Source organism: Mycobacterium sp. SMC-16, assembly GCF_046250085.1.
Lineage (GTDB): Bacteria > Actinomycetota > Actinomycetes > Mycobacteriales > Mycobacteriaceae > Mycobacterium > Mycobacterium phocaicum.
Map to the genome: position 1 here is coordinate 4,967,273 of NZ_CP176427.1, position 20,468 is coordinate 4,987,740.

The 20,468-nt window shown below is 68.6% G+C and carries 20 protein-coding genes and 3 pseudogenes; 13 read left to right on the forward strand and 10 right to left on the reverse strand.

Features of this window, described 5'->3' with window-relative positions; translation table 11 throughout:
- Positions 1-62 precede the first annotated feature (62 nt).
- A pseudogene (locus tag ACJEIK_RS24210) lies at positions 63-263 on the forward strand (SDR family NAD(P)-dependent oxidoreductase); the annotation flags it as partial.
- Between the two features lie 76 nt (positions 264-339).
- Here ACJEIK_RS24210 and ACJEIK_RS24215 read toward each other — a convergent pair.
- Positions 340-492 (reverse strand): annotated as a pseudogene (locus tag ACJEIK_RS24215) (hypothetical protein); the annotation flags it as partial.
- A 92-nt stretch (positions 493-584) separates the two neighbouring features.
- Here ACJEIK_RS24215 and ACJEIK_RS24220 point away from each other — a divergent pair.
- Together ACJEIK_RS24220 and ACJEIK_RS24225 are read left to right on the forward strand one after the other, a co-directional pair.
- Positions 585-1,226, forward strand: a complete 642-nt coding sequence (locus tag ACJEIK_RS24220) for a TetR family transcriptional regulator (RefSeq protein WP_409430414.1) — start codon at positions 585-587, stop codon at positions 1,224-1,226.
- 30 nt (positions 1,227-1,256) lie between these two features.
- Positions 1,257-2,975, forward strand: coding sequence for a DEAD/DEAH box helicase (locus ACJEIK_RS24225; RefSeq protein WP_064858679.1), 1,719 nt, complete (start codon positions 1,257-1,259; stop codon positions 2,973-2,975).
- 5 nt (positions 2,976-2,980) lie between these two features.
- On the opposite strand, the gene ACJEIK_RS24230 is transcribed toward ACJEIK_RS24225, so the two are convergent.
- The gene (locus ACJEIK_RS24230) at positions 2,981-3,796 is read right to left on the reverse strand and encodes an HAD-IIA family hydrolase (RefSeq protein WP_064858680.1); all 816 of its coding nucleotides are present in this window, start codon (positions 3,794-3,796) and stop codon (positions 2,981-2,983) included.
- A 67-nt stretch (positions 3,797-3,863) separates the two neighbouring features.
- Between ACJEIK_RS24230 and ACJEIK_RS24235 the strand changes: the two genes are divergently transcribed.
- Genes ACJEIK_RS24235 through ACJEIK_RS24255 form a run of 5 tightly spaced genes read left to right on the forward strand, consistent with a single transcriptional unit; the run spans position 3,864 to position 9,827 of the window.
- On the forward strand, positions 3,864-4,784 hold the full coding sequence (locus ACJEIK_RS24235; RefSeq protein ID WP_064858681.1) for an SDR family NAD(P)-dependent oxidoreductase: 921 nt from the start codon (positions 3,864-3,866) through the stop codon (positions 4,782-4,784).
- 4 nt (positions 4,785-4,788) lie between these two features.
- Positions 4,789-5,976 carry a gephyrin-like molybdotransferase Glp gene (gene glp, locus ACJEIK_RS24240; RefSeq protein ID WP_409430415.1) on the forward strand — a complete coding sequence of 396 codons (1,188 nt, stop codon included), beginning with the start codon at positions 4,789-4,791 and terminating at the stop codon, positions 5,974-5,976.
- Positions 5,977-6,004: 28 nt separating this feature from the next.
- The gene (locus ACJEIK_RS24245) at positions 6,005-6,733 is read left to right on the forward strand and encodes a phosphatidylserine decarboxylase (protein ID WP_073694729.1); all 729 of its coding nucleotides are present in this window, start codon (positions 6,005-6,007) and stop codon (positions 6,731-6,733) included.
- Positions 6,730-7,620: a CDP-diacylglycerol--serine O-phosphatidyltransferase gene (gene pssA, locus ACJEIK_RS24250; protein WP_061006570.1), complete on the forward strand. Its 891-nt coding sequence runs from the start codon at positions 6,730-6,732 to the stop codon at positions 7,618-7,620. The genes ACJEIK_RS24245 and pssA overlap by 4 nt, the downstream gene beginning before the upstream one ends.
- Positions 7,617-9,827, forward strand: coding sequence for an AAA family ATPase (locus tag ACJEIK_RS24255; protein WP_409430416.1), 2,211 nt, complete (start codon positions 7,617-7,619; stop codon positions 9,825-9,827). Before pssA ends, ACJEIK_RS24255 begins: the two co-directional genes overlap by 4 nt.
- Before the next feature lie 30 nt (positions 9,828-9,857).
- Here ACJEIK_RS24255 and ACJEIK_RS24260 read toward each other — a convergent pair whose 3' ends face one another.
- From ACJEIK_RS24260 to ACJEIK_RS24270, 3 genes are read right to left on the reverse strand one after another with little or no spacing between them, the layout of a single operon-like run.
- The gene (locus ACJEIK_RS24260) at positions 9,858-10,154 is read right to left on the reverse strand and encodes a type II toxin-antitoxin system RelE/ParE family toxin (RefSeq protein WP_073694732.1); all 297 of its coding nucleotides are present in this window, start codon (positions 10,152-10,154) and stop codon (positions 9,858-9,860) included.
- Positions 10,151-10,402 (reverse strand): type II toxin-antitoxin system ParD family antitoxin, encoded by a 252-nt coding sequence (locus ACJEIK_RS24265; protein WP_073694733.1) that lies wholly within the window; start codon positions 10,400-10,402, stop codon positions 10,151-10,153. The genes ACJEIK_RS24260 and ACJEIK_RS24265 overlap by 4 nt, the downstream gene beginning before the upstream one ends.
- A 60-nt stretch (positions 10,403-10,462) precedes the next feature.
- Positions 10,463-11,050, reverse strand: a complete 588-nt coding sequence (locus tag ACJEIK_RS24270; RefSeq protein WP_073694734.1) for a TetR/AcrR family transcriptional regulator — start codon at positions 11,048-11,050, stop codon at positions 10,463-10,465.
- A 91-nt stretch (positions 11,051-11,141) separates the two neighbouring features.
- On the opposite strand from ACJEIK_RS24270, the pseudogene ACJEIK_RS24275 reads away from it, so the two are divergent.
- Positions 11,142-12,416, forward strand: a pseudogene (locus ACJEIK_RS24275) (NADH:flavin oxidoreductase/NADH oxidase family protein).
- Positions 12,413-13,039, forward strand: a complete 627-nt coding sequence (locus ACJEIK_RS24280; RefSeq protein ID WP_212807107.1) for a hypothetical protein — start codon at positions 12,413-12,415, stop codon at positions 13,037-13,039. Before ACJEIK_RS24275 ends, ACJEIK_RS24280 begins: the two are co-directional and overlap by 4 nt.
- Here ACJEIK_RS24280 and ACJEIK_RS24285 read toward each other — a convergent pair.
- Positions 13,002-14,516, reverse strand: coding sequence for a zinc ribbon domain-containing protein (locus tag ACJEIK_RS24285; RefSeq protein ID WP_212807108.1), 1,515 nt, complete (start codon positions 14,514-14,516; stop codon positions 13,002-13,004). The genes ACJEIK_RS24280 and ACJEIK_RS24285 overlap by 38 nt on opposite strands.
- Positions 14,513-15,856 (reverse strand): peptidase S53, encoded by a 1,344-nt coding sequence (locus ACJEIK_RS24290; protein ID WP_371824488.1) that lies wholly within the window; start codon positions 15,854-15,856, stop codon positions 14,513-14,515. The genes ACJEIK_RS24285 and ACJEIK_RS24290 overlap by 4 nt, the downstream gene beginning before the upstream one ends.
- Positions 15,857-15,880: 24 nt before the next feature.
- Between ACJEIK_RS24290 and ACJEIK_RS24295 the strand changes: the two genes are divergently transcribed.
- Positions 15,881-16,144 carry a hypothetical protein gene (locus tag ACJEIK_RS24295; RefSeq protein ID WP_371824489.1) on the forward strand — a complete coding sequence of 88 codons (264 nt, stop codon included), beginning with the start codon at positions 15,881-15,883 and terminating at the stop codon, positions 16,142-16,144.
- Here ACJEIK_RS24295 and ACJEIK_RS24300 read toward each other — a convergent pair.
- Entirely contained in the window at positions 16,128-16,412 is a 285-nt protein-coding gene (locus tag ACJEIK_RS24300) for a hypothetical protein (RefSeq protein ID WP_073694737.1), read from the reverse strand. The two genes, ACJEIK_RS24295 and ACJEIK_RS24300, sit on opposite strands and share 17 nt — an antisense overlap.
- A gap of 328 nt (positions 16,413-16,740) precedes the next feature.
- Between ACJEIK_RS24300 and ACJEIK_RS24305 the strand changes: the two genes are divergently transcribed.
- Complete coding sequence (locus ACJEIK_RS24305; RefSeq protein ID WP_052536990.1) at positions 16,741-18,054, forward strand: IS256 family transposase; 1,314 nt, start codon at positions 16,741-16,743, stop codon at positions 18,052-18,054.
- A gap of 197 nt (positions 18,055-18,251) precedes the next feature.
- Entirely contained in the window at positions 18,252-18,878 is a 627-nt protein-coding gene (locus tag ACJEIK_RS24310; protein WP_234785335.1) for an LGFP repeat-containing protein, read from the forward strand.
- Here ACJEIK_RS24310 and ACJEIK_RS24315 read toward each other — a convergent pair whose 3' ends face one another.
- Complete coding sequence (locus ACJEIK_RS24315) at positions 18,879-19,328, reverse strand: SRPBCC family protein (RefSeq protein ID WP_064860095.1); 450 nt, start codon at positions 19,326-19,328, stop codon at positions 18,879-18,881. It lies immediately after the preceding gene.
- 15 nt (positions 19,329-19,343) lie between these two features.
- Positions 19,344-20,357 carry a VWA domain-containing protein gene (locus ACJEIK_RS24320; protein WP_064860094.1) on the reverse strand — a complete coding sequence of 338 codons (1,014 nt, stop codon included), beginning with the start codon at positions 20,355-20,357 and terminating at the stop codon, positions 19,344-19,346.
- Positions 20,358-20,468: the final 111 nt, after the last annotated feature.

Sequence of the window (20,468 nt, forward strand, 5' to 3'; positions counted from 1 at the left end):
CGGATAAGTGAAGCATCCGGGGCGCTCGCCCCGGTTCAAGCCCAGGCTACCGAGGAACCGTCATGACCAAGTGGACTACCGCCAACATTCCCGACCAGACCGGACGCACCGTCGTCATCACCGGCGCCAACACCGGCCTCGGCTACGAGACCGCCTCGGCGCTCGCCGCCAAGAACGCACACGTCGTGCTCGCCGTCCGCAATCTCGACAAGGGCAAGGACGCCGTCGACCGCATCCGGCAGGCCACGCCTGACGCCGACGTCGCCCCACCCGAAAACCGATATCGCAGGCGTGCCGGCAGGCGACGTCGAGGAGTGCGGTCTTGCCGGACCCGGCTGCGCCGGACACCACCACCGCGTGCCCGCGCGGGATGTCGCCGATGGCCGCCATCAACCTCGAAAGTTGTTCGCCGCGACCGACGAGTTCCGGCGGCGGCGCGGCCGACCGCTGCTGACAGGGCTCAGCGACCACACCACCTCCTGTGATCCACATCCCACCCGATTGCGAACGTTAGGCAGGCCTCACCGCACTGTCAACTAATTAGTTAGTTAGCAAACGTCGGCCTACCAGCTAAAATCTCCGAAATGGGCCACCCGCGAGACTCCGACGCCACTCGTGCGCGGCTGCTCTGCGCGGCGACCACCGAATTCGCGCAGTACGGGATCGCCGGAGCCCGGGTTGACCGCATCGCCGCCAACGCGGGCGCCAACAAGGCGCAGATTTACCACTACTTCGGCAGCAAAGATCAGTTGTTCGACGCCGTGTGGGCCGCGATGACGCAGCGGTTCTTCGCCGACAGCCCGGTCGTCGCCGACGACCTGCCCGGCTACGCCGCTCATCTGATCGACGTCTATGCCGGCCAGCCCGAAGTCGGCCGGCTGATCGCCTGGCACCGGTTGGAGCGCGCCGACGATTCCGCAGCGGGCTTTCCCGGCGCCACCATGCACGAGCAGATCGCGTCCATCGCCGCCGCCCAGGCCGACGGCAAGCTGACCGGCGAGCTTCCCGCGGCGGTGCTGTTCACCCTGGTGCTCACCATCGCGTCGATGTGGCACAACCTCAGTCCCACGCTGCTGACCGTGATCGGCATCGACGACCACGCCCAGCGCAAGGCAATCGTCTGCGACGCGGTGACACGCCTGATCACCACCTCGGCCGGCGACACCGCCGGGCCGAGCGCCAGGACACGCCGGGCAAATGTGCATCCGCCAAACACGTTGCCCTAGACTGCCCTTCGACCAAGGAGGAGTCTTCGGGTGCGGGCTTATGCAGCGCCCAGCACCCAGGCTTTGCGGGGCTGGCAACGTCGGGCTTTGGTGCGGTATCTCACCGCCAAGCCGCGTGATTTTCTTGCTGTCGCGACCCCAGGTGCAGGCAAGACGACCTTCGCCCTGCGGATCGCCGGTGAGTTGCTGACAGAGCGCACCGTCGACCAGGTCGTGGTCGTCGTCCCGACCGAGCACCTCAAGACCCAGTGGGCGGAAGCCGCGGCGCGCGTCGGCATGGCGCTGGACCCCAAGTTCAGCAACTCGACGGGGCAGACGTCGTCGGACTACCACGGCATCGTCGTCACCTATGCCCAGGTCGCCAGTCACCCGACCCGACACCGGGTGCGCACCGAGAACCACAAGACGCTGGTGATCTTCGACGAGGTCCACCACGGCGGCGACGCGAAGAGCTGGGGCGAGGCCATCCGCGAGGCCTACGACGATGCGACGCGGCGCCTCTGCCTGACCGGGACGCCGTTCCGGTCCGACGACAGCCCGATCCCGTTCGTGCAGTACGAGCCCGACGGCAGCGGCCATCAGCAGTCGGTGGCCGACCACACCTACGGCTACTCCGACGCGCTCGCCGACGGCGTGGTGCGTCCGGTGGTGTTCATGGCGTACTCGGGCGAGGCCCGCTGGCGCGACAGTGCCGGCGAGGAGCACGCGGCCCGCCTCGGCGAACCACTCACCGCCGAGCAGACCGCCCGGGCCTGGCGTACCGCGCTGAACCCCGAGGGTGAATGGATGCCCGCGGTGATCGCGGCGGCCAACAAGCGACTGGGGCAGTTGCGCCAGAGCATCCCCGATGCCGGCGGCATGATCATCGCCACCGACCAGACGACGGCCCGCGCCTACGCCAAACTGCTGCACACCATCACGGGCGAGGAAGCGACGGTCATCCTGTCGGATGACCCGACGGCGTCGGCTCGCATCTCACAGTTCTCCGAGGGCACCAGCCGCTGGCTCGTCGCGGTCCGCATGGTGTCCGAGGGTGTCGACGTGCCGCGGCTCGCGGTCGGCGTCTACGCGACGAGTGCGTCGACCCCCTTGTTCTTCGCGCAGGCGATCGGCCGGTTCGTGCGCCTGCGACGCAAGGGCGAGACGGCCAGCATCTTCCTGCCGTCGGTGCCCAACCTGCTGGAGCTGGCCAGCGAGCTGGAGCGCGAGCGCAACCACGTGCTCGGCAAGCCGCACCGCGTGTCCGACGGCCTCGATGACGAACTGCTCGAGCAGGCGCAGAAGAAGGAAGACGAGAAGTCGGAGCTGGAGAACGGCTTCGAGATGCTCGGGTCTGACGCCGAGCTGGATCAGGTGATCTTCGACGGCTCGTCGTTCGGTACCGCGACCGAGGCCGGCAGCGACGAGGAAGCCGACTACCTGGGCATTCCCGGCCTGCTGGATCACACCCAGATGCGCGACCTGCTGAGCAGGCGCCAGGACGAGCAGCTGCAGAAGCGCAGCGCCAAGGCCGCTGCCAGGGGCGCACCGCCCCCACCCATGACCACGCACGGTCAGCTCCGCGAGCTGCGCAAGGAACTGAACCTGCTGGTGGCGGCGTTCCACCACCGCACCGGCAAGCCGCACGGCTGGATCCACAACGAGTTGCGGCGCCGCCACCCCGGTCCCCCGGTGGCGGCCGCGACGCGCGAGCAGCTGCAGGACCGCATCGCCGCGATCCGCAACATGCAGCGGGAGCTGACGGCCTGAGGCCCTTAGAGGCCCAACAACTCCGGCAGGTCGGCGACGGAGTCCACCACGTAGTTCGGCTGCATCGCGAATTCGTCTGCGGCCCAACGGTCCAGCGTGTCCTGGCGGAACTTTCCGGTCCGCACCAGCACGCCCGTCATCCCGACGACCTGGGCCGCGAGGACGTCGTTGTTGAGGTCGTCGCCGACCATGTACATCTCTTCGGGTTCGACGCCGAGCCGCGCGGCCGCGGCCAGGAACCCGGCGGGCGCGGGCTTGCCGACGGCGGTGCCCTGATGACCGGTGGTCTGTTCCAGTCCGGCCAGATACAGCCCGGTGTCCACCCGTAGCCCGTCGGCGGTGTTCCACGCGTTGCTGCGGTGCATGGCGACGACGGGGACGCCGCGGGCCATCCAGTCGTAGACCCAACTGAGGGTCAGATGCGTGTATTCGGACCCCGCGCCACCGAGGAGCACCACATCGGGCGTGTCGGGCTGCTGCGGGCCGGCGAAGTCGGAGGCGTACACCAGATCGACACCGGGCATGTCCGCACCGATCTGGCCGCTGTTCACCAGGAAACATCGGGCGCCGGGGTAGCGGTCGCGCACGTAGTCGGCGGTCAGCACCGCGGCGGTGACGACCTCGTCGGCGGCGACCTCAATGCCTGCCGCACAAAGCAATTCGGCGATCTGCTGACGGGTCTTGGTGGTGGTGTTGGTCAGGAACGACCGGGCGATCTGGCGCTCCTCGAGCGCCCGCAGGGTCTCGGCCCCACCGTCGATCGGACGCCACGAGGTCACCAGGACACCATCGATGTCGAAGAGCACCCCGCCGATTGCCATGGTGCCGACAGTAAACGCCCGCCGCTCCCGCGCAACTCAGGCGGTCCGCTCGGTAGTGTCTTCGGCCATGACCACCAAATGGACCGCCAATGATGTGCCGGACCAGACCGGGCGGGTGGCGATCGTCACCGGCTCCAACACCGGGCTGGGATACGAGACGGCGCGGGTGTTGGCGGGCAAGGGCGCTCGCGTGGTGATGGCGGTGCGCGACACCGGCAAAGGCGACGACGCCGCCGCCCGGCTGCGGGCGAGTACCCCGAACGCCGACGTCGTCGTGCAGAAGCTGGACCTGGGTTCGCTGACCTCGGTCCGCGCGGCGGCCGACGACCTGCGGGCGGCCTATCCGCGGATCGACCTGCTGATCAACAACGCCGGCGTGATGTACCCGCCCAAGCAGATCACCGCCGACGGCTTCGAATTGCAGTTCGGCACCAATCACCTCGGCGCGTTCGCGCTCACCGGCCTGCTCATCGAGAACCTGCTGTCCGTCCCGGGTTCGCGCGTGGTGACCCTCGGCAGCATCGCGCACCGCATCCTCGGGAAGATCGACTTCGCCGACCTGCAGTGGGAGAAGCGCCGCTACAACCGGGTCGCGGCCTACGGCCAGTCGAAGCTGGCCAACCTGATGTTCGCCTATGAGCTGCAACGCCGGCTCGTGGCCACGAACGCCGAAACCATCTCGGTCGCGGCCCATCCCGGCATCTCCAACACCGAGCTGATGCGCCACATCCCCGGCTCCGGTCTACCCGGCTTCAACCAGATCAGCGGGCTGGTCGCCAACAGCCCCGAGGTCGGCGCGCTGGCCACGTTGCGGGCCGCGGTCGATCCCGACGCGCGCGGCGGCGAGTACTACGGGCCGTCGGGTCTCCTCCAGCTGGTCGGCCACCCGGTGCTGGTGCAGTCGACCGCCCAGTCGCACGACGCCGGCATCCAGCGGCGGTTGTGGGCGGTGTCCGAAGAGCTCACCGGCGTCACCTTCGCGATCTAGCCTCATGCGGACCGTCGAGGAACATCAGCACGTTGTCGCCGGACTGATCAGCGCCCGGCCCGCCGTCGCGGTGCCGCTGGCCGACGCGCTGGGGCTGGCCCTTGCCGAGGACGTGGTGGCGCCGCTGTCGCTGCCCGGTTTCGACAACTCGGCGATGGACGGTTACGCCGTCCTGGCCGCCGACGTGGCCACCGCCACCGCCGACAATCCAGTGAAACTGCCTGTCGCCGAGGACATTCCGGCCGGACGCACCGACCTGCTGACTCTGGCGCCCGGCACCGCGCACCGGATCATGACCGGCGCCATGCTGCCGGCGGGCGCCACCGCGGTGGTCCAGGTCGAGGCCACGGACGGGGCGACCGACGTCGTGTCGATCTACTCGGAGGTCCCGGAAGGCCGGAGCATCCGGCGGGCCGGCGAGGACGTCACCGCCGGGATGACGGTGCTGTCCGCCGGCGAGGTGCTCTCCCCCGCGGCCCTGGGCCTGGCCGCCGCCCTGGGCCTGGCCGAGCTGAAAGTGATTCCGCGGCAACGGGTCCTGGTGCTGTCCACCGGAACGGAGCTGGTCACACCGGGCACACCGCTGCAGCCGGGACAGATCTACGAGTCCAACGCCGTGATGCTGGCCGCCGCGCTACGTGAGGCCGGCGCCGACGTCACGACCGCGCCGGCGACGTCCGACGACGTGGCGCTGTTCCGGGAGACGCTGGCCGGGCATGCCAAGAACGTCGACCTGATCGTCACCACGGGCGGCGTCAGCGCCGGCGCCTACGAGGTGGTGAAAGACGCCCTTTCCGGCGATGTCGAGTTCGTCAAGGTCGCGATGCAGCCCGGCATGCCGCAGGGCGCCGGGACCGTCGGCGGCACGCCCATCGTCACGTTGCCGGGCAACCCCGTCTCGGCGCTGGTGTCGTTCGAGGTCTTCATCCGGCCGCCGCTGCGGGCCGCGATGGGCCTGCCGTCGCAGCGGCCGCGCCGCTCGGCGACCCTCACCGAGAAGCTGACCTCCCCCGCCGGGAAACGCCAGTTCCGCCGCGGCGTGCTCGGCACCGATGAGCAGGTGAGCAGCTACGGCCCGCCGGCGTCGCACCACCTCCGGTGGCTGGCGACGGCAAACTGCCTGCTGGACATCGGCGAGGACGTGGTCGAATTAGCGGCTGGATCGCCCGTGCCCGTCTGGGATCTCAGTTAGAGCCCGCAAACCGTAGAATCGAGTCCCCATGGCCAGACCTGCGCGCCCCCCAGCTGACACTCCAGAGTCCGAACTGTCACGTTTCGTCGACCTGGTCCGTTCCACCGTTCCCCCGATGCACCCGGCCGGGCTGCCGTTCGTCGGCGGCGCCCTCGGTGTCGCCGCGATCGGCCACCGCAAGCGCTGGGTCCGGGCGGCCGGCCTGGCCGCGGCCGCGGCGTGCGCCGGGTTCTTCCGGCATCCGCCGCGGACGCCACCGAGCCGGCCCGGCGTCGTCGTCGCACCGGCCGACGGCCTGGTGACGCTCATCGACGAGGCCGTCCCGCCCGCCGAGCTGAACCTGTCCGACGAGCCACTGCCGCGCGTCAGCATCTTCCTGTCGCTGTTCGACGCGCACGTGCAGCGCGCGCCGGTGGCCGGCGAGGTGATCACCGTCAAGCACAAGCCGGGCCAGTTCCTGTCCGCCGACAAGGCCGAGGCCAGCGAGGACAACGAGCGCAACAGCCTCTGGCTGCGCACCGCCGACGGCCACGACGTCGTCGCGGTGCAGCTCGCCGGTCTGCTGGCCCGCCGCATCGTGTGCAGCACCCACCCGGGTGCGCACCTGGCGCTGGGCGAGACGTACGGCCTGATCCGGTTCGGCTCCCGCCTGGACACCTACCTGCCGAAGGGTTCGGTGATCGGCGTCGAGATCGGGCAGCGCGCCATCGGCGGCGAGACGGTGCTGGCAGACCTGCCGAGCGGGTCGCCGGCATGAAACCCCGGATCAAGACTCCGCAGGTGAGCCTGCGGAAGCTGGTCCCCAGCGCCCTGACGGTCGCTGCGATCTGCTTGGGTCTGTCAGCGGTCAAGTACGCCCTCGACCACCGGCCCACCGAGGCCATGGCACTGCTGGCGGGTGCCGCGATCCTCGACGCGCTCGACGGCCGCGCGGCCCGGATGCTCAACGCCACGTCCAAGATGGGCGCGGAGATCGACTCGCTGGCCGACGCCGTGAACTTCGGTGTGGCACCGGCGTTCATCGTGTACGCGACGCTGCTGGAGCACAACACCTCGCCGCTGGCCTGGATCGTGGTGCTGCTGTACGCGGTGTGCATCGTGCTGCGCCTGGCCCGCTTCAACGCCATGCTCGACGTGGAGGGTCCGGCGTTCGAGAAGGAGTTCTTCACCGGTATGCCGGCCCCGGCCGGCGCGATCGGCGCCATCGGCCCACTGGCGGCCAAGATGCAGTTCCCCGGCCCGTGGTGGGATTCGCACTGGGGTCAGGTCTTCATCTGCATCTGGCTGATCGGTGTCTCGCTGCTGGTGGTCAGCACCGTGCCGATGCGCAAGGTGCACACCTTCGCCATCCCGCCGAACATGGCCCTGCCCCTGTTGGCGCTGCTGGCCATCCTGGTGGCCGCCTCGGTGATGTACGGCTACATCGTGATCCTGGTGATCATCGTCGTCTACGTGCTGCACATCCCGTTCGCCATCCGGACCAAGGCCTGGCTGCGTGCGCACCCCGAAGTCTGGGATGACAAGCCCAAGGAACGGCGACAGGCTCGCCGCGCCATCCGTCGTGCGCAGCCGCGTCGCACCGACCGCGGACAGCGCCGGTCCACGGCCCGACTGCGGTTGCGTAGGCCGGGTCCTCGTCGATGACGCCCCCGCAGGCACAGGCCCTGCAGGGCGCATCCGACCCGTCCGGCGCGCAGCTCCAGCTCACCGCAAGACTCAACACCTCAGCACTCGACGCCCGCCGCGGCGTGGTGCTGCTGCACCCGGAAGCGATCGCTGCCCTGGGCATCCGCGAGTGGGACGCGGTGTCGCTGACCGGCACGCGCACCACCTGCGCCGTGGTCGGGGTGGCCGCCACCGGGACTCCCCCGGGCACCGCGCTGCTCGACGATGTGACGCTGTCGAATGCCGGCATCCGGGCCGACGCGCCGGTGCTGGTGTCACCGGCAACGGTGTACGGCGCCCGCTCGGTGACGGTCAGCGGTTCCCGGCTGGCCAGCAGCTCGATATCCCCGGCGACGTTGCGAATGGCGTTGCTGGGCAAGGTGATGACGGTCGGCGACACAGTGTCACTGCTGCCGCGGGACCTGGGCCCGGGCACCTCGACGTCCGCGGCCACCGCGGCGCTGGCCACGCAGGTCGGCATCACCTGGACCTCGGAGCTGCTCACCGTGACGGCCGTCGACCCTGCCGGACCGGTCAGCGTGCAGCCGAATTCGGTGGTCAGCTGGGGTGATGCCACCGTCGTCAAGGCAGCCGCGCAACCGGTGATCTCCCCCGCGAAAACGACTGACGCCCAAACCGTTTCGGTCGATGACCTCAAGGGCGTACACGCCCAGGTGACGCGGCTGACCGAGTGGCTCAAGCTGGCCCTCGACGAACCCGAGCTCCTCGAAACCCTCGGCGCCACCGCCAATCTGGGCGTCCTGGTGTCCGGGCCCGCGGGCGTCGGGAAGGCCGCCATGGTGCGCACGGTGTGCGCATCGCGTCGCCTCGTCGAGCTCGACGGGCCGGAGGTCGGGGCGCTGCGTGCGGAGGACCGGCTGGCCGGTGTCGCGGCTGCGGTGAGTTCAGTGCGCGACGGCGGTGGCGTCCTGCTCATCACCGACATCGACGCACTGCTGCCCGCCGTCGCCGAACCCGTGGCCACATTGATCCTCACCGAGCTCCGCAAGGCCGTCGCGAGCCGCGGGGTGGCGTTCATCGCGACGTCGGCCGTGCCCGACGGCGTCGACGCCCGCCTTCGGGCACCCGATCTGTGCGACCGCGAACTGGGACTGACCCTGCCCGACGCCGCCACCCGCAAGGCCCTGCTGGAGGTGCTGCTGCGGTCGGTGCCCGCCAAGGATCTGAACCTCGACGAGATCGCCGAGCGCACACCGGGATTCGTCGTCGCCGATCTCGCCGCCCTGGTACGCGAGGCCGCGCTGCGGGCAGCCGCCCGCGCCAGCGCCGACGGTGCCGAACCGGCCCTGACGCAGGATGACCTGGCCGGTGCGCTGTCGGTGATCCGGCCGCTGTCGCGGTCGGCGACCGAAGAGGTCGCGGTCGGGTCGGTGACGCTCGACGACGTCGGCGACATGTTGGCGACGAAGCAGGCGCTGACCGAAGCGGTGCTGTGGCCCCTGCAGCACCCGGACACCTTCGAGCGTCTCGGCGTGGAACCGCCCCGGGGCGTGCTGTTGTACGGGCCGCCCGGCTGCGGAAAGACGTTCCTGGTGCGGGCCTTGGCCAGCTCGGGCCGGTTGTCGGTGCATGCTGTCAAGGGCGCCGAGTTGATGGACAAGTGGGTCGGTTCGTCGGAGCGTGCGGTCCGCGAATTGTTCCAGCGCGCACGCGATTCCGCGCCGTCGCTGGTGTTCCTCGACGAGATGGACGCCCTGGCGCCGCGCCGCGGGCAGAGCTTCGATTCCGGTGTCACCGACCGTGTGGTGGCCGCGCTGCTCACCGAGCTCGACGGCATCAACCCGTTGCGCGACGTCGTGGTGGTCGGTGCGACCAACCGGCCGGATCTCATCGACCCCGCGCTGCTGCGGCCGGGCCGGCTGGAGAAGCTGGTGTTCGTCGAGCCGCCCGACGCCGAGGCCCGTGGCGAAATCCTGCGTACCGCAGGCAAATCCATCCCCCTGGCGCCCGACGTCGACCTCGGCCAGTTGGCCGGTGAACTCGACGGCTACAGCGCCGCGGACTGCGTCGCCCTGTTGCGCGAAGCGGCGCTGACCGCGATGCGCCGGTCCATCGACGCCGCCGATGTCACCGCGGCCGACGTCGCCAAGGCCCGCGAGACGGTGCGGCCGTCACTGGATCCCGTTCAGGTGCAGTCACTTCGGGAGTTCGCCGAGGGGCGCTGAGTTTCGCAATCGAAACAAGCTACGCGAGCCTCAGTCAAAGTGCCGAGGCACATCCATCCGCTGATGGAGGATGCGCACGACGTCGATGATTTCCCCGGAGATGAGCCGGTAATACAGCACGTGCGATCCCACCGCATGTTTCCGGTAACCCGGGCGAACGTCGTCGCACGCTCGCCCGATCATCGGCGACTCCGCGATGCGTTCGATGGCATGTTGAATCTCCCGAACGTACGCCTGCGCCTGATCAGCGTTCCAGCGCTCACATGTGTAGTCCCAGACATCTTCCAAGTCGGCGCGCGCCGCGGGCGAAAGTACATAACGGCTCACTGACGATGGGAACCCTCGGCCCGTTTGCGCGATACGAACTCATCAAAGTCGAATTCTGTTGATTCACCGCTACGTTCACCATCCACAAGGGCCTGGCGCAACGCCCTCAGTCGAGTCTCCCGATCCTCGAGCAGTCGCAATGCGGATCGCACTACGTCACTGGCCGATCGATAACGACCGGACGCGACTTCAGTCTCGATGAACGCGCTGTAGTGCTCATCGAGACTGAATGAGGTGTTCCTGCCCACATCCCGAACAATACCAGTTTTTGGTAACCCTGGGCCGTCGCAGCGATGGCACGAGGGGCGCTAACCAGCCAAACCCACGACGGCCTGCACCGCGGACCGGACGCGCCGTTCCAGCTCACCGGAGTCGGTGCTGTCGAACTTGCCATCCAGGAACAGGAAGGCCAGGCCATGCACGAGCGCCCAGACGGCGTCGCTCAACGCATCGGCATCGGCGTCCGGGAACACCCGCGCGATGTTCGCCTTGAGATAGGCCGAGATCGCCGCGACCGCGTCGACCCGCTCGGGACTCCCGGCATCGCACTGCTCACTGAACATGGCGCGGAACAGCGCGGGACGCCGCAGCGCGAACTGAACGTAGGCAATGGCGACGTCGGCGATCTCGTCGGCCGTCGACGGGGACGGGCTGACGGCCACCAGGTCCGCGGCCAGTTCGCGATAGCCGACGGCCGCGACGGCTGACATCAGCGCGTCCCGGTCCTGGTAGTGCCGGTAGGGCGCGGCGGCGGTGACCCCTGCATGCCGAGCGACGGCACGCATCGACAACGCCGCGGCGCCCTCCTCTTCCAGCAGCGCCAGCGCCGACTGCACCAGGGCGGTCCGCAGATCGCCGTGGTGGTACCCCGGCTTCGACACCGCTTTCGACGTCATCCTGAGTCCCGCCTCACAAATGTTGACACTGTTCACATTGCCCACTAGAAATGTGAGCAGCGTTTACATCATACCGACCCGAAGGCAGCCGATGTCTCCCACACTCTTCACCCCCTTCACCCTCGCATCCGGTCAGACGCTCCGAAACCGCATCGCCAAAGCCGCGATGGAGGAGGGTCTCGCCGGCCCCGGCCAGGCGCCCGACGATCGGCTCATCGCGCTGTACCACCGCTGGGGTGTGGGCGGCGCGGGCGTCCTGATCACCGGCAACGTCATGGTCCACGCCGAGGCTCTCACCGGTCCGGGTGGCGTCGTCCTCGATGCGAACTCGCCGCTCGAGCCGTTCGTGAAGTGAGCCAAGGCCGGCAAAGCAGGCGGCACGAAGATGTGGATGCAGATCAGCCACCCCGGCCGGCAAGTCAACGCCAACATGCCGGGCGTGGTGTGGGGCCCGTCGGACGTCGCGGTGGATGTCGGCAAGCACAGCAAGCGGTTCGGCCGGCCGAGCGCCATGACACCGCAGCAGATCGGCGCAACCATCCAGCGGTTCGTCACCACCGCGGCGCGCGCCGAGGAAGCCGGCTTCGACGGCGTCGAGGTACATGCGGCGCACGGCTACCTGCTGTCGCAGTTCCTCTCGCCGTTGGTCAACACCCGAGCCGATGAGTGGGGTGGGTCGCTGGAGAACCGGGCCCGCCTGCTGCTGGAGATCGTCCGCCAGATCCGGCTGGCCGTCAGCCCGGAGTTCGCGGTCGCCGTCAAGCTGAACTCGGCGGACTTCCAGCGCGGCGGCTTCGACGCCGACGATGCCCTGCGCGTCATCGAGATGCTCGCGCCGCTCGGCGTCGACGTCGTCGAACTGTCCGGTGGCAGCTACGAGAGCCCGGCCATGACCGGGCGCGCTGCGGACAGTCGCACCGCGGCCCGCGAGGCGTACTTCCTGGAGCTGGCCGCAGAACTCGCCAAGACCAGCCCCATCCCGCTGATGCTCACCGGCGGCATCACCCGGCAGGACACCGCGAACACCGTGCTGGCCAACGGTATCGACATCGTCGGCATGGGTACCGCCATCGCCGTCACCCCGGACCTGCCCAACCGCTGGAGCCGCGGCGAGGAAGCCACCCGGCGCCTCAAGCCGGTGACGTGGTCGGACAAGACGCTGGCGTCGGCGGCGAGCATGGCACTGGTCCGCTACCAGATGCGGCAGATCACGCAAGGCCTCGAGCCGACGGCCCGCGCGCATCCGCTGTACGCCCTCATCGTCGATCAACGGGTTCAGCGCAAAGCCCTTGCGCGCTACCGCAAGTGGCTGCCGACGCAGCCGTCCGACCTGAAGTCTCCCATCGCACTCGAGGACCACCGATGAACCAGCCCGTCCCCCACAACCACGTCGCGATCGTGGTCACCGGCCCGGGTGCCCTTGCGGCGGCGGTTCGGCTGCACCAGGCCGGGATTGACGACGTCGTGCTGATCGATCAGGACACCGACGATGTGACGGCGCTGCACTGGCAGGCGGACCGGCAGCGCTGGCTCGTCACGACCGCGAATGACGAACGGACGGCAACCCACATCGTCGTCGACACCGACGCGCTGGCCGACCGGCTGTTCGGCACCGAGGGCATGTCCATGGCCGAAAGCTGGGACGGCGAGCCCGTCGCCTATCTGGGGACGTCGGTCCACGGCTTCCCCAACTGCTATCTGGTGCACGGCCCGAACATCGGGCTGCGACACAACTCGGTCGAACAGATGCGGGAGTCCCAGGCGGACTACGTCGCGACCGCAGTGGCCTACGCCCGCGACTTCGGTTTCGCCGTGGTCGAACCGACACCGGCGGCCCAACAGAACTACGCCAGTTTCCGGCCGCGCGGCACTGCCGATTTCCGCCGTCGCACCAACAGTTTCACCCCGATGGATCATCTGGTCCAGCGGCCGGTGCGCGCGTCGGCCACCGTCAGCGCGGCGGATCTCCCCGCCACCGGAAGCTGTTGACGTACTTGCCCATATCCGCGGCCAACTCCAGGCTGGCCCCGGTCGGCGGGCCGGAACCGGGCCCGAATTCCTGAAACGGCCCCGCCGCCGCGGCGACGAGCGCCAGATCGTCCTGCACCGCCACCATGATCAGGATGCGGGTCCGCGAGGCGACGACGTTCTGTCCGTCCGGCCAGTCATCGGCAGCGACGCCGTAGCCCGGGTGATATCCAACCAGTGCGTTGGGGATCTCGTAGGCCACGCGCGAATCCGGAAACGCGTCCAGCAGCAATGCGGTCGTGATGTCCTTGGCGTCCCGGCCCTGCGCGGGCTCCCCCCACAGCCGCATCACCCCGCCGGTGCCACCGGTGTACTGGGCCGTCACGCCGGTGTCGTTCATCGTCACCGAATATGCGGTACCCGGCGCCGGATAGGAGACGCTGAAAGCGCCGTCGGGCGCGGTGAACCTGGGGTTGATCACCACGGGCTTGCCCATCAGCGGGTGCCCGCAATTGGGCGGGCACTGATACCGCGCCGTCGGTTGGGTTGTGGCAGCGGAGATTCCGACCAACCCGAGGGCCAGCACCACGATCACCGCGGTCCACGTCGCGACCAGTCGCGGTGCGGACAGCACGCGTACGTCGCGTTCCGCGTCGTCGGCATCTTCGTTCCGCAGCGTCAATTGCAGGACCAGGCGGAGTAACAGCACCCCCAGCACAGCGAATCCGACGTGCCATGCCGTCTTCGCCCACTGCGAGATGCCGGCCGAATCCTCGTCGCCGAGCCACACGTGCGCCAGCACCGGCACGACGGCGATCAGCAGTACGCGCCACCAGATCCGCCGGCCGCGGGGCCGGAACCACAGTGCGGCACCGAGCATCCCGGCAGCGGCGGCCGCGGTGATGGGCATGGTGATGCCACGGATCACGGCTTCGATGAGGAAATCCGACAACGGCTGATCGTGGTCGACCAGCCCCGAATCGAGCTGGGCGAACATCCGGACGATCGTGGTCGCGGCCGTTGCACCCAGCGCGCCGGTCGCCCCGATCACATAGCCGTACAACGCCTTTCGGTCTCCCGGGCTGAACACTCGGAGGAGCAGCGCGGGCGCTATCACCAACAGCGCCTCCACCGCAGAGAGGCCGGCCTCGACGGTCCGCAGATGCACTGCGGCAACACCACTTTCGAGCGGGACGCCATAGGCGCGCGCGACCACCGCACCGGACCCGAAGGCGAAGGCCACGCCGAACGCGATGCCTAGGCCCGTGCTCACGAGCAGCCGGACCTTCGCCGGGCCCCGGTAATCCAGCTGTCGGGCGTACAGCACGAACAGCAGCGGAATCCCCACGGCCACCGTCGCGATGAAGAGGCCCGGCAACCGCAGCACCGCCGCAACGGCCAGCCAGGCGGCGAATGCAGCCATGGCGATCTGGAAGGACCGCCGGCCGCGTGCCGGAAGCTCTGGGAACAGCGTGCTCACCAATCCGATGCCGCTCATCCGGTTGTCCCCTGCGCCACCAGCAGGCTGCGCGCCAGCTTGTCGATATCTGGTGTGCCCAGGCCGGTTACGGAGTCGAAGCCGGGGCCGGCCATCGCTATCGCGTTACCGCCCACGGTGACGTCGTGGAACGCCGGGAGCCGTCCCGCCCGCTGCACGCGGTACAGCAGCGGGTTCAGGTCACCGAGCAGTCGCCCGCCGTGATCGAGCAGGTACTGGTCGATCACCGCCGCCATCCCGGCCCAGATCGGCGCGGACATGGAAGTGCCTCCGGCCAGCACGGTTTCGCCGTGGAAGACCATGCGGGCCCCGGTGAAGAAATCCGCGACGGCCGAGACGTCGGGGACGAGCCGCTTGTTGCGGCCGCGGTCCGACGGCACACCCCGTTGCCAGGCCGGGCGGTCGAACAGCGCCGATACCCCGCCGCCACTGCCGTGGGTGAGGGGCACGTCGAACCAGGCCTGCTCGCCGAGCCATTGGCCGTGCTCGTCGGTGGACAGCGTGGTGCCGCCGACGGCCGTCATCTCGGGTACCGATGCCACCGAGTCGAGTCCGATGTCGTCGATGCTCGGCGGTGCCGACCAGTCCTGCCCGCCTTTGCATTCCAGCCCCGCGAGATCGCCACTGGCATCGAAGGCGGTGGTGCCGCTGCGGTGCGCCCGCGCCAGTGCCGACCGCACGGGTGCCAGATCGGCGGCGGTGAGCATCTTGTCGCAGCCCCACCCTATGGACAGGCTCCACTCGGCGCCCGGGAAGCGCCGGTCGGCGTCGGCCATCATCTCGCCGATCTTGCGATAGGCGCCGTCGCCGGACACGGTCGGCCGGGCATTGACGTAGACGGTCTGGGCGTCGGGAGCGATGGCGTGCGCCATCTGGAGATCCATCGTGGTCTCGCCGGTGCGCTCGGATGGCATGTCCCCCACCACGATGGGAGTGAAGCGCGGCAACTGGTTCAGTTCGGCGAACATGTCGAGATCGGATTGATCGAAGCCGTCGAAACCGAAGATGACGATGGTGCGGCCCTTGCCGGTGTATCCCTGATCGGACAGCGGAAAGACGTTGTAGGCCCGGCGCAGGTCCTGGGCCGAGAGACCGCCGGCGGGGACGTCGCGCGGCGCGATCAGCGGCCGCGACTCCCGGAACGGCGTGTACCCGAGGAGCCTGCCGAATCCGCTCAACTCGGGAACCAACACCGGCGGCAGCTCGGGTTGGCTGGTCGCCGCATAGAAGGTCTGCCCGCGGCGCCCGCGGTAGTCGCGGACATCGACACGCAACGCCCGCGCCATGGCACGGGCGTCGCCTTCGACGGTGGCCCAGTCGTCGCCGGGCCGCCACTGCACCGAAAGCCCGGCGGCTCGCGCCCATTGGATCAACCCATCGGGCCGGGCGGCACGTGTCAGCGCAGCGGTCAGTTCGACGTGAGCTGCCGCGGACGGGCCGAGATCAGCCGAAGCCGACAGCAGATGGGCCAGTGGGCCGGTCAGGGCCAGACGGCCACCCCGCTCAGCGGGCGGGCCGGCGGACGCCAGCGCCGTCAGCCCGGCCGCTACCAGTACCGCGCCGATGCGCCGTACGGCGCATCGGCGACCTACTGGGATGGGGCTCCCGTTCCTAGTGCGGAGCGGTGACGACGTTGCCCGGCAGCGCCGTCTGCGGTCCCGGAGCCTTCACCGACGGGGAGAACGAGTTGCCACCCTTGGTGGGCCCGCCCTTCTCGCTCGGCGTCACCGGCGACGACGAGGCGGGTGCCGACGTCGTGGTCGTGGTGCTCGTGGTGGTGGTCGGCTCTTCCTTGGCCTTCTCGCCACAGGAAGAGAGCAGGCCCATCGCGAGTCCGGCGGTCACGGCGAGGCCGGCCACCATCTTCTTGCGGGTCGAGTGCCGAACGGTGGTCATACCGATTCTCCTTTTGTCCATTCCGTTCGCCCCGACGGCTGTAGCCACGAAGAAACGGGCATCGCGATCGTAATCTGATTCGCTTCTCACAGCATACCGACAAGCGATTTCCACCACTGGGATATCTAGCCCGATAGTGGGACATCGCACGCTGCTGGCAAACAACAGCTCAGAGCCCTGAAACCCACGCGACTGAGCAATGATCAGAACCTGTGGATGAGCCTCGGCGAGGCGGCGTAGGAAAGGGCGCACCTTCCCGAGGATGATCTGAATGTCGAAGGTCTGATCAAGAGCCGGCGTTGGCGCGCTGGTTCGGGAAGGTACGCCCATGCTCACGGTAGTTCACGATGCGGATTCATCCAACGAGGATGCTGGCTCGTCGCGGTCGTTGCTCGATGAGATTGTCCGCGACGGTGCCCGCCAGATGCTGGCCGCAGCGTTGCGGGCTGAGGTCGCCGCCTACATCGAGGCTCATGCCGGTGAGCTTGATGAGAACGGGCACCGGCTGGTGGTGCGCAATGGCTATCACCGCGAGCGCGAGGTGCTCACCGCGGCGGGCGCGGTGAGTGTGACCGCGCCGCGGGTCAATGACAAACGTGTTGACCCGGACACTGGTGAGCGGCAACGGTTTTCCTCGGCGATCCTGCCGGCGTGGGTGCGCAAGTCGCCGCAGATGACCGAGGTGTTGCCGTTGCTGTATCTGCATGGCTTGTCGACCAGTGATTTCGGTCCGGCGTTGGAGCAGTTCCTGGGCTCGGGTGCCGGCTTGTCGGCCACGACGATCACCCGACTCACCACGCAGTGGCAGGACGAGGCCAAGGCCTTCGAGGCCCGTGATCTGTCGGGCACCGACTACGTCTACCTGTGGGTCGACGGCATCCATCTCAAGGTGCGCCTGGAGCAGGAGAAGCTCTGTTTGCTGGTGATGATCGGTGTGCGCGCTGACGGCCGCAAGGAGCTGGTCGCGCTCACCGACGGGTACCGGGAGTCGGCCGAGTCGTGGGCTGATCTGTTGCGGTCGTGCCGACGTCGCGGGATGACCGCACCGGTGCTGGCCGTCGGCGATGGGGCCCTGGGGTTCTGGAAGGCCGTGCGTGAGGTGTTCCCGGCCACCGGCGAGCAGCGGTGCTGGTTTCACAAGCAGGCCAATGTTCTTGCCTGCCTGCCAAAGTCGGCTCATCCGGGGGCGATCGCGGCGATGCGGGAGATCTACAACGCCGAGGATATCGACCACGCGCAGGTGGCGATCAAGGCGTTCGAGGTGGACTACGGCGCCAAGTACCCCAAGGCGGTCGCCAAGATCGTCGATGACGCCGATGTGCTGCTGGAGTTCTATAAGTACCCGGCCGAGCACTGGGTCCATCTGCGCACTACCAACCCGATCGAATCAACGTTTGCCACGGTACGTTTGAGGACCAAGGTGACCAAGGGGCCGGGTTCACGCGTCGCCGGAATGGCCATGGCTTACAAGCTGATCGACGCCGCGCAAGCCCGCTGGCGAGCCGTCAACGCACCGCACCTGGTCGCTCTGGTCCGGGCCGGCGCGATCTTCCACAAAGGCAAACTGCTCGAGCGACCCACCGACATCACCCCGTCGGCGGACTCGGCACCGACCGAATCAACTGGAACGGAGGTCGCCTGAAACAAGCCGATCCACAGGTATTGACAATTCCTCCACGCGACTGCGACCGCTGGGACAAATGAGACGGCAGTGAACCAAAAGCACCCGGCAATTCCCGCAAAGTAGTACGTGCCGTACCAGTGACCAATACGGTCGAAAGTGTTCGGACTTCAATGGCGAAGTCGTTTCACCTGTCGAATTCATAGAGGAAGTCTCACGTGAAAACCGAATTGCTCGTCCGCCGTACCGCCGCCGCCATCGGCGTCGCCGCACTCACCGGAGCTGCCGTCGTGGCCTGCTCCCAAACCAAGGACATCGGTTCCACCGCGTCGTCGGCTGCCAGCTCCGGAGCCAGCGCGGCATCGTCCGTCGCCAGCTCGGGAGCCAGCGCCGCATCGTCCGCCGCCAGTTCCGCGTCGAGCGCCGCCTCGTCGGCCATGGCCGGGTCGCCGACCACCATGAGCGTGCCGGGCGTGGGCGACGTCACCTTGGACGGTCCCGTCGCCGACGCCTACCAGAAAGCCGGTGGCGAAGCTGCTCTCGGCCAGCCGACCGCCCAGCCGCAGAAGGTCGGCGACGGCACGGTGCAGGCCTTCGCGAAGGGCACCATCTTCAGCTCGCCGGCGACGGGCGCCCACCTCGTGCAGGGTGAGATCCTCCGCGAGTACACGGAAAAGGGCGGCGCCGGAGGCGAATTGGGTTTCCCGACCACGGACGAAGCCCAGACCGCAGGCGGACCGGACGCGCCAAAGGGCGGCTGGATCAGCGAGTTCCAGAAGGGCACCATCACCTGGCTGAACCAGGGTGACGGCACCTTCAAGGCCACCATCACCCCCAAGCAGTAGTCACTGCTCCTCGGCGAGTGCGGCAAGCCGGGACAACGACGCCTGCAGCCACTCGGCCGAGGTCCGCCGGGCCCGGTTCAGCCGCTTCTCGTCGGTCAGCGCGGTCCAGTCGTAGGTGTGGGTGACGCGGGTGTGCCCGTCGTCGATGGGCTCGAGTTCCCAGCGCCACAGATGGCCCGGCTGCGGCAGCCCGGGTTCGGACGGCTTCCACGCGATGCGCCGTCCCTCGACGAATTCCACGACGTGGTTCTCGCGGTTGGTCCCCAACGTCAGGCCCATGACGAACACGTCACCCACGGCGTGCACGCGTTGGTCGACGGGCGCCTCCGCCAGGTTGTCGTTGCCGTCCCAGCGCGGCTGCTGTGCGGGGTCGGCGATGAGCTCGAAGATCTCCGCCGCCGGTGCGGCGATGTCACGACTGGCGCTGACGACCCGAATTTCGTTGTCCACGAGTCGTATTCAACCCTATGTCGGCAGCCGCCGGTTGATCACCAGCGCGGAGATCACCGCACAGGTCAGCGCGAACACGCCGAGGCGCAGCCACGCGGTACCGCCGGGTCCGCGGATGATCTCGTAGCCGATCTGCTGCTGGATGGCGTCGTAGCTCTTGTTGAGGTCCTCGATCTTGGCCGCCGTGTACATCTGCCCACCGGAGAGCTCGGCGACCCGCTTCATGGTGGTGTCGTTGACCGGGACGTTGACGCTCTGGTTGTCGACCTTGATCTTGCCGCCCTTGGTCCCGAACGCGATGGTCGAGATCGGGGTGTCCGACTCCTTGGAGGTCCGCGCCGCGGTGTAGGCGCCGTGCGGGCTGTCCGGGTTGCCGGGCCGGTTCTCCGCGCCGTCGGACAGCAACACGATGCGTTTCGGCGGCTTTTCGGTGTTGCCACTGCCACCGAGCACGTCGGCCAGGGTCGAGATCGCGCGCAGGGCCGCGAAGATGCCGTCGCCGGTCGCGGTGCCGTCGTCGACGGTGAGGTGGTCCAGCGCGGTGATGGTGGCGTTGTGGTCCGGCGTCGGCGACACCAGCAGGTTGGTGTTCCCGGAGAACGTGACCAGGCCGAGGTTCACGCCGGGGGTCAGCTTCTTCGCGAACTGCTTGGCGGCGTCTTTCGCCGCGGCCAGCCGGCTCGGGGAGACGTCGTCGGCCTCCATGGACCGGGAGACGTCCATCACGAGCATGATCACCGCGCGGTTGCGCGGGGTCTTGATCTCGTGGGTGGGGGCGGCGAGCGCGACGGTCAGGGACAGCAGCGCGGCCACCGAGAACACCATCGGGAGGTGCCGCCAGCGCGTCGGCTGCATCGGTACGACGTCGGTGCGCGGCTGGTCGCCGGCATAGCTGCGCAGCCGGCTGGCGCGGTTGCGTTGCGCCGCGAGATAGGCGGCCACCAACGCGATGGGCAGCAGTGCGGTCAGGAGCAGCCAGGGGTGCGCGAAGCCCGACAACGACACCGATCCGATTCCCGGAAGACTCATCGGCGCCCCGTCGCGTTCGTCACCATAAGTGAAAAGTGTAGGAGTCGGTGCATCGGGCACCCGGTAGCGGGGCTGTGGCCTGCGAGAACCGCGGGACCACGGCAGTAACAG

Coding starts and splice junctions, on each gene's coding strand:
- pssA (WP_061006570.1), top strand. CDS start 6,730: ATGAAACCCCGGATCAAGACTCCGCAGGTGAGCCTGCGGAAGCTGGTC.
- ACJEIK_RS24270 (WP_073694734.1), bottom strand. CDS start 11,050: ATGACGTCGAAAGCGGTGTCGAAGCCGGGGTACCACCACGGCGATCTG.
- ACJEIK_RS24235 (WP_064858681.1), top strand. CDS start 3,864: ATGACCACCAAATGGACCGCCAATGATGTGCCGGACCAGACCGGGCGG.
- ACJEIK_RS24305 (WP_052536990.1), top strand. CDS start 16,741: ATGCTCACGGTAGTTCACGATGCGGATTCATCCAACGAGGATGCTGGC.
- ACJEIK_RS24280 (WP_212807107.1), top strand. CDS start 12,413: ATGAACCAGCCCGTCCCCCACAACCACGTCGCGATCGTGGTCACCGGC.
- ACJEIK_RS24255 (WP_409430416.1), top strand. CDS start 7,617: ATGACGCCCCCGCAGGCACAGGCCCTGCAGGGCGCATCCGACCCGTCC.
- ACJEIK_RS24245 (WP_073694729.1), top strand. CDS start 6,005: ATGGCCAGACCTGCGCGCCCCCCAGCTGACACTCCAGAGTCCGAACTG.
- ACJEIK_RS24320 (WP_064860094.1), bottom strand. CDS start 20,357: ATGAGTCTTCCGGGAATCGGATCGGTGTCGTTGTCGGGCTTCGCGCAC.
- ACJEIK_RS24230 (WP_064858680.1), bottom strand. CDS start 3,796: ATGGCAATCGGCGGGGTGCTCTTCGACATCGATGGTGTCCTGGTGACC.
- ACJEIK_RS24300 (WP_073694737.1), bottom strand. CDS start 16,412: ATGACCACCGTTCGGCACTCGACCCGCAAGAAGATGGTGGCCGGCCTC.
- ACJEIK_RS24285 (WP_212807108.1), bottom strand. CDS start 14,516: ATGAGCGGCATCGGATTGGTGAGCACGCTGTTCCCAGAGCTTCCGGCA.
- ACJEIK_RS24220 (WP_409430414.1), top strand. CDS start 585: ATGGGCCACCCGCGAGACTCCGACGCCACTCGTGCGCGGCTGCTCTGC.
- glp (WP_409430415.1), top strand. CDS start 4,789: ATGCGGACCGTCGAGGAACATCAGCACGTTGTCGCCGGACTGATCAGC.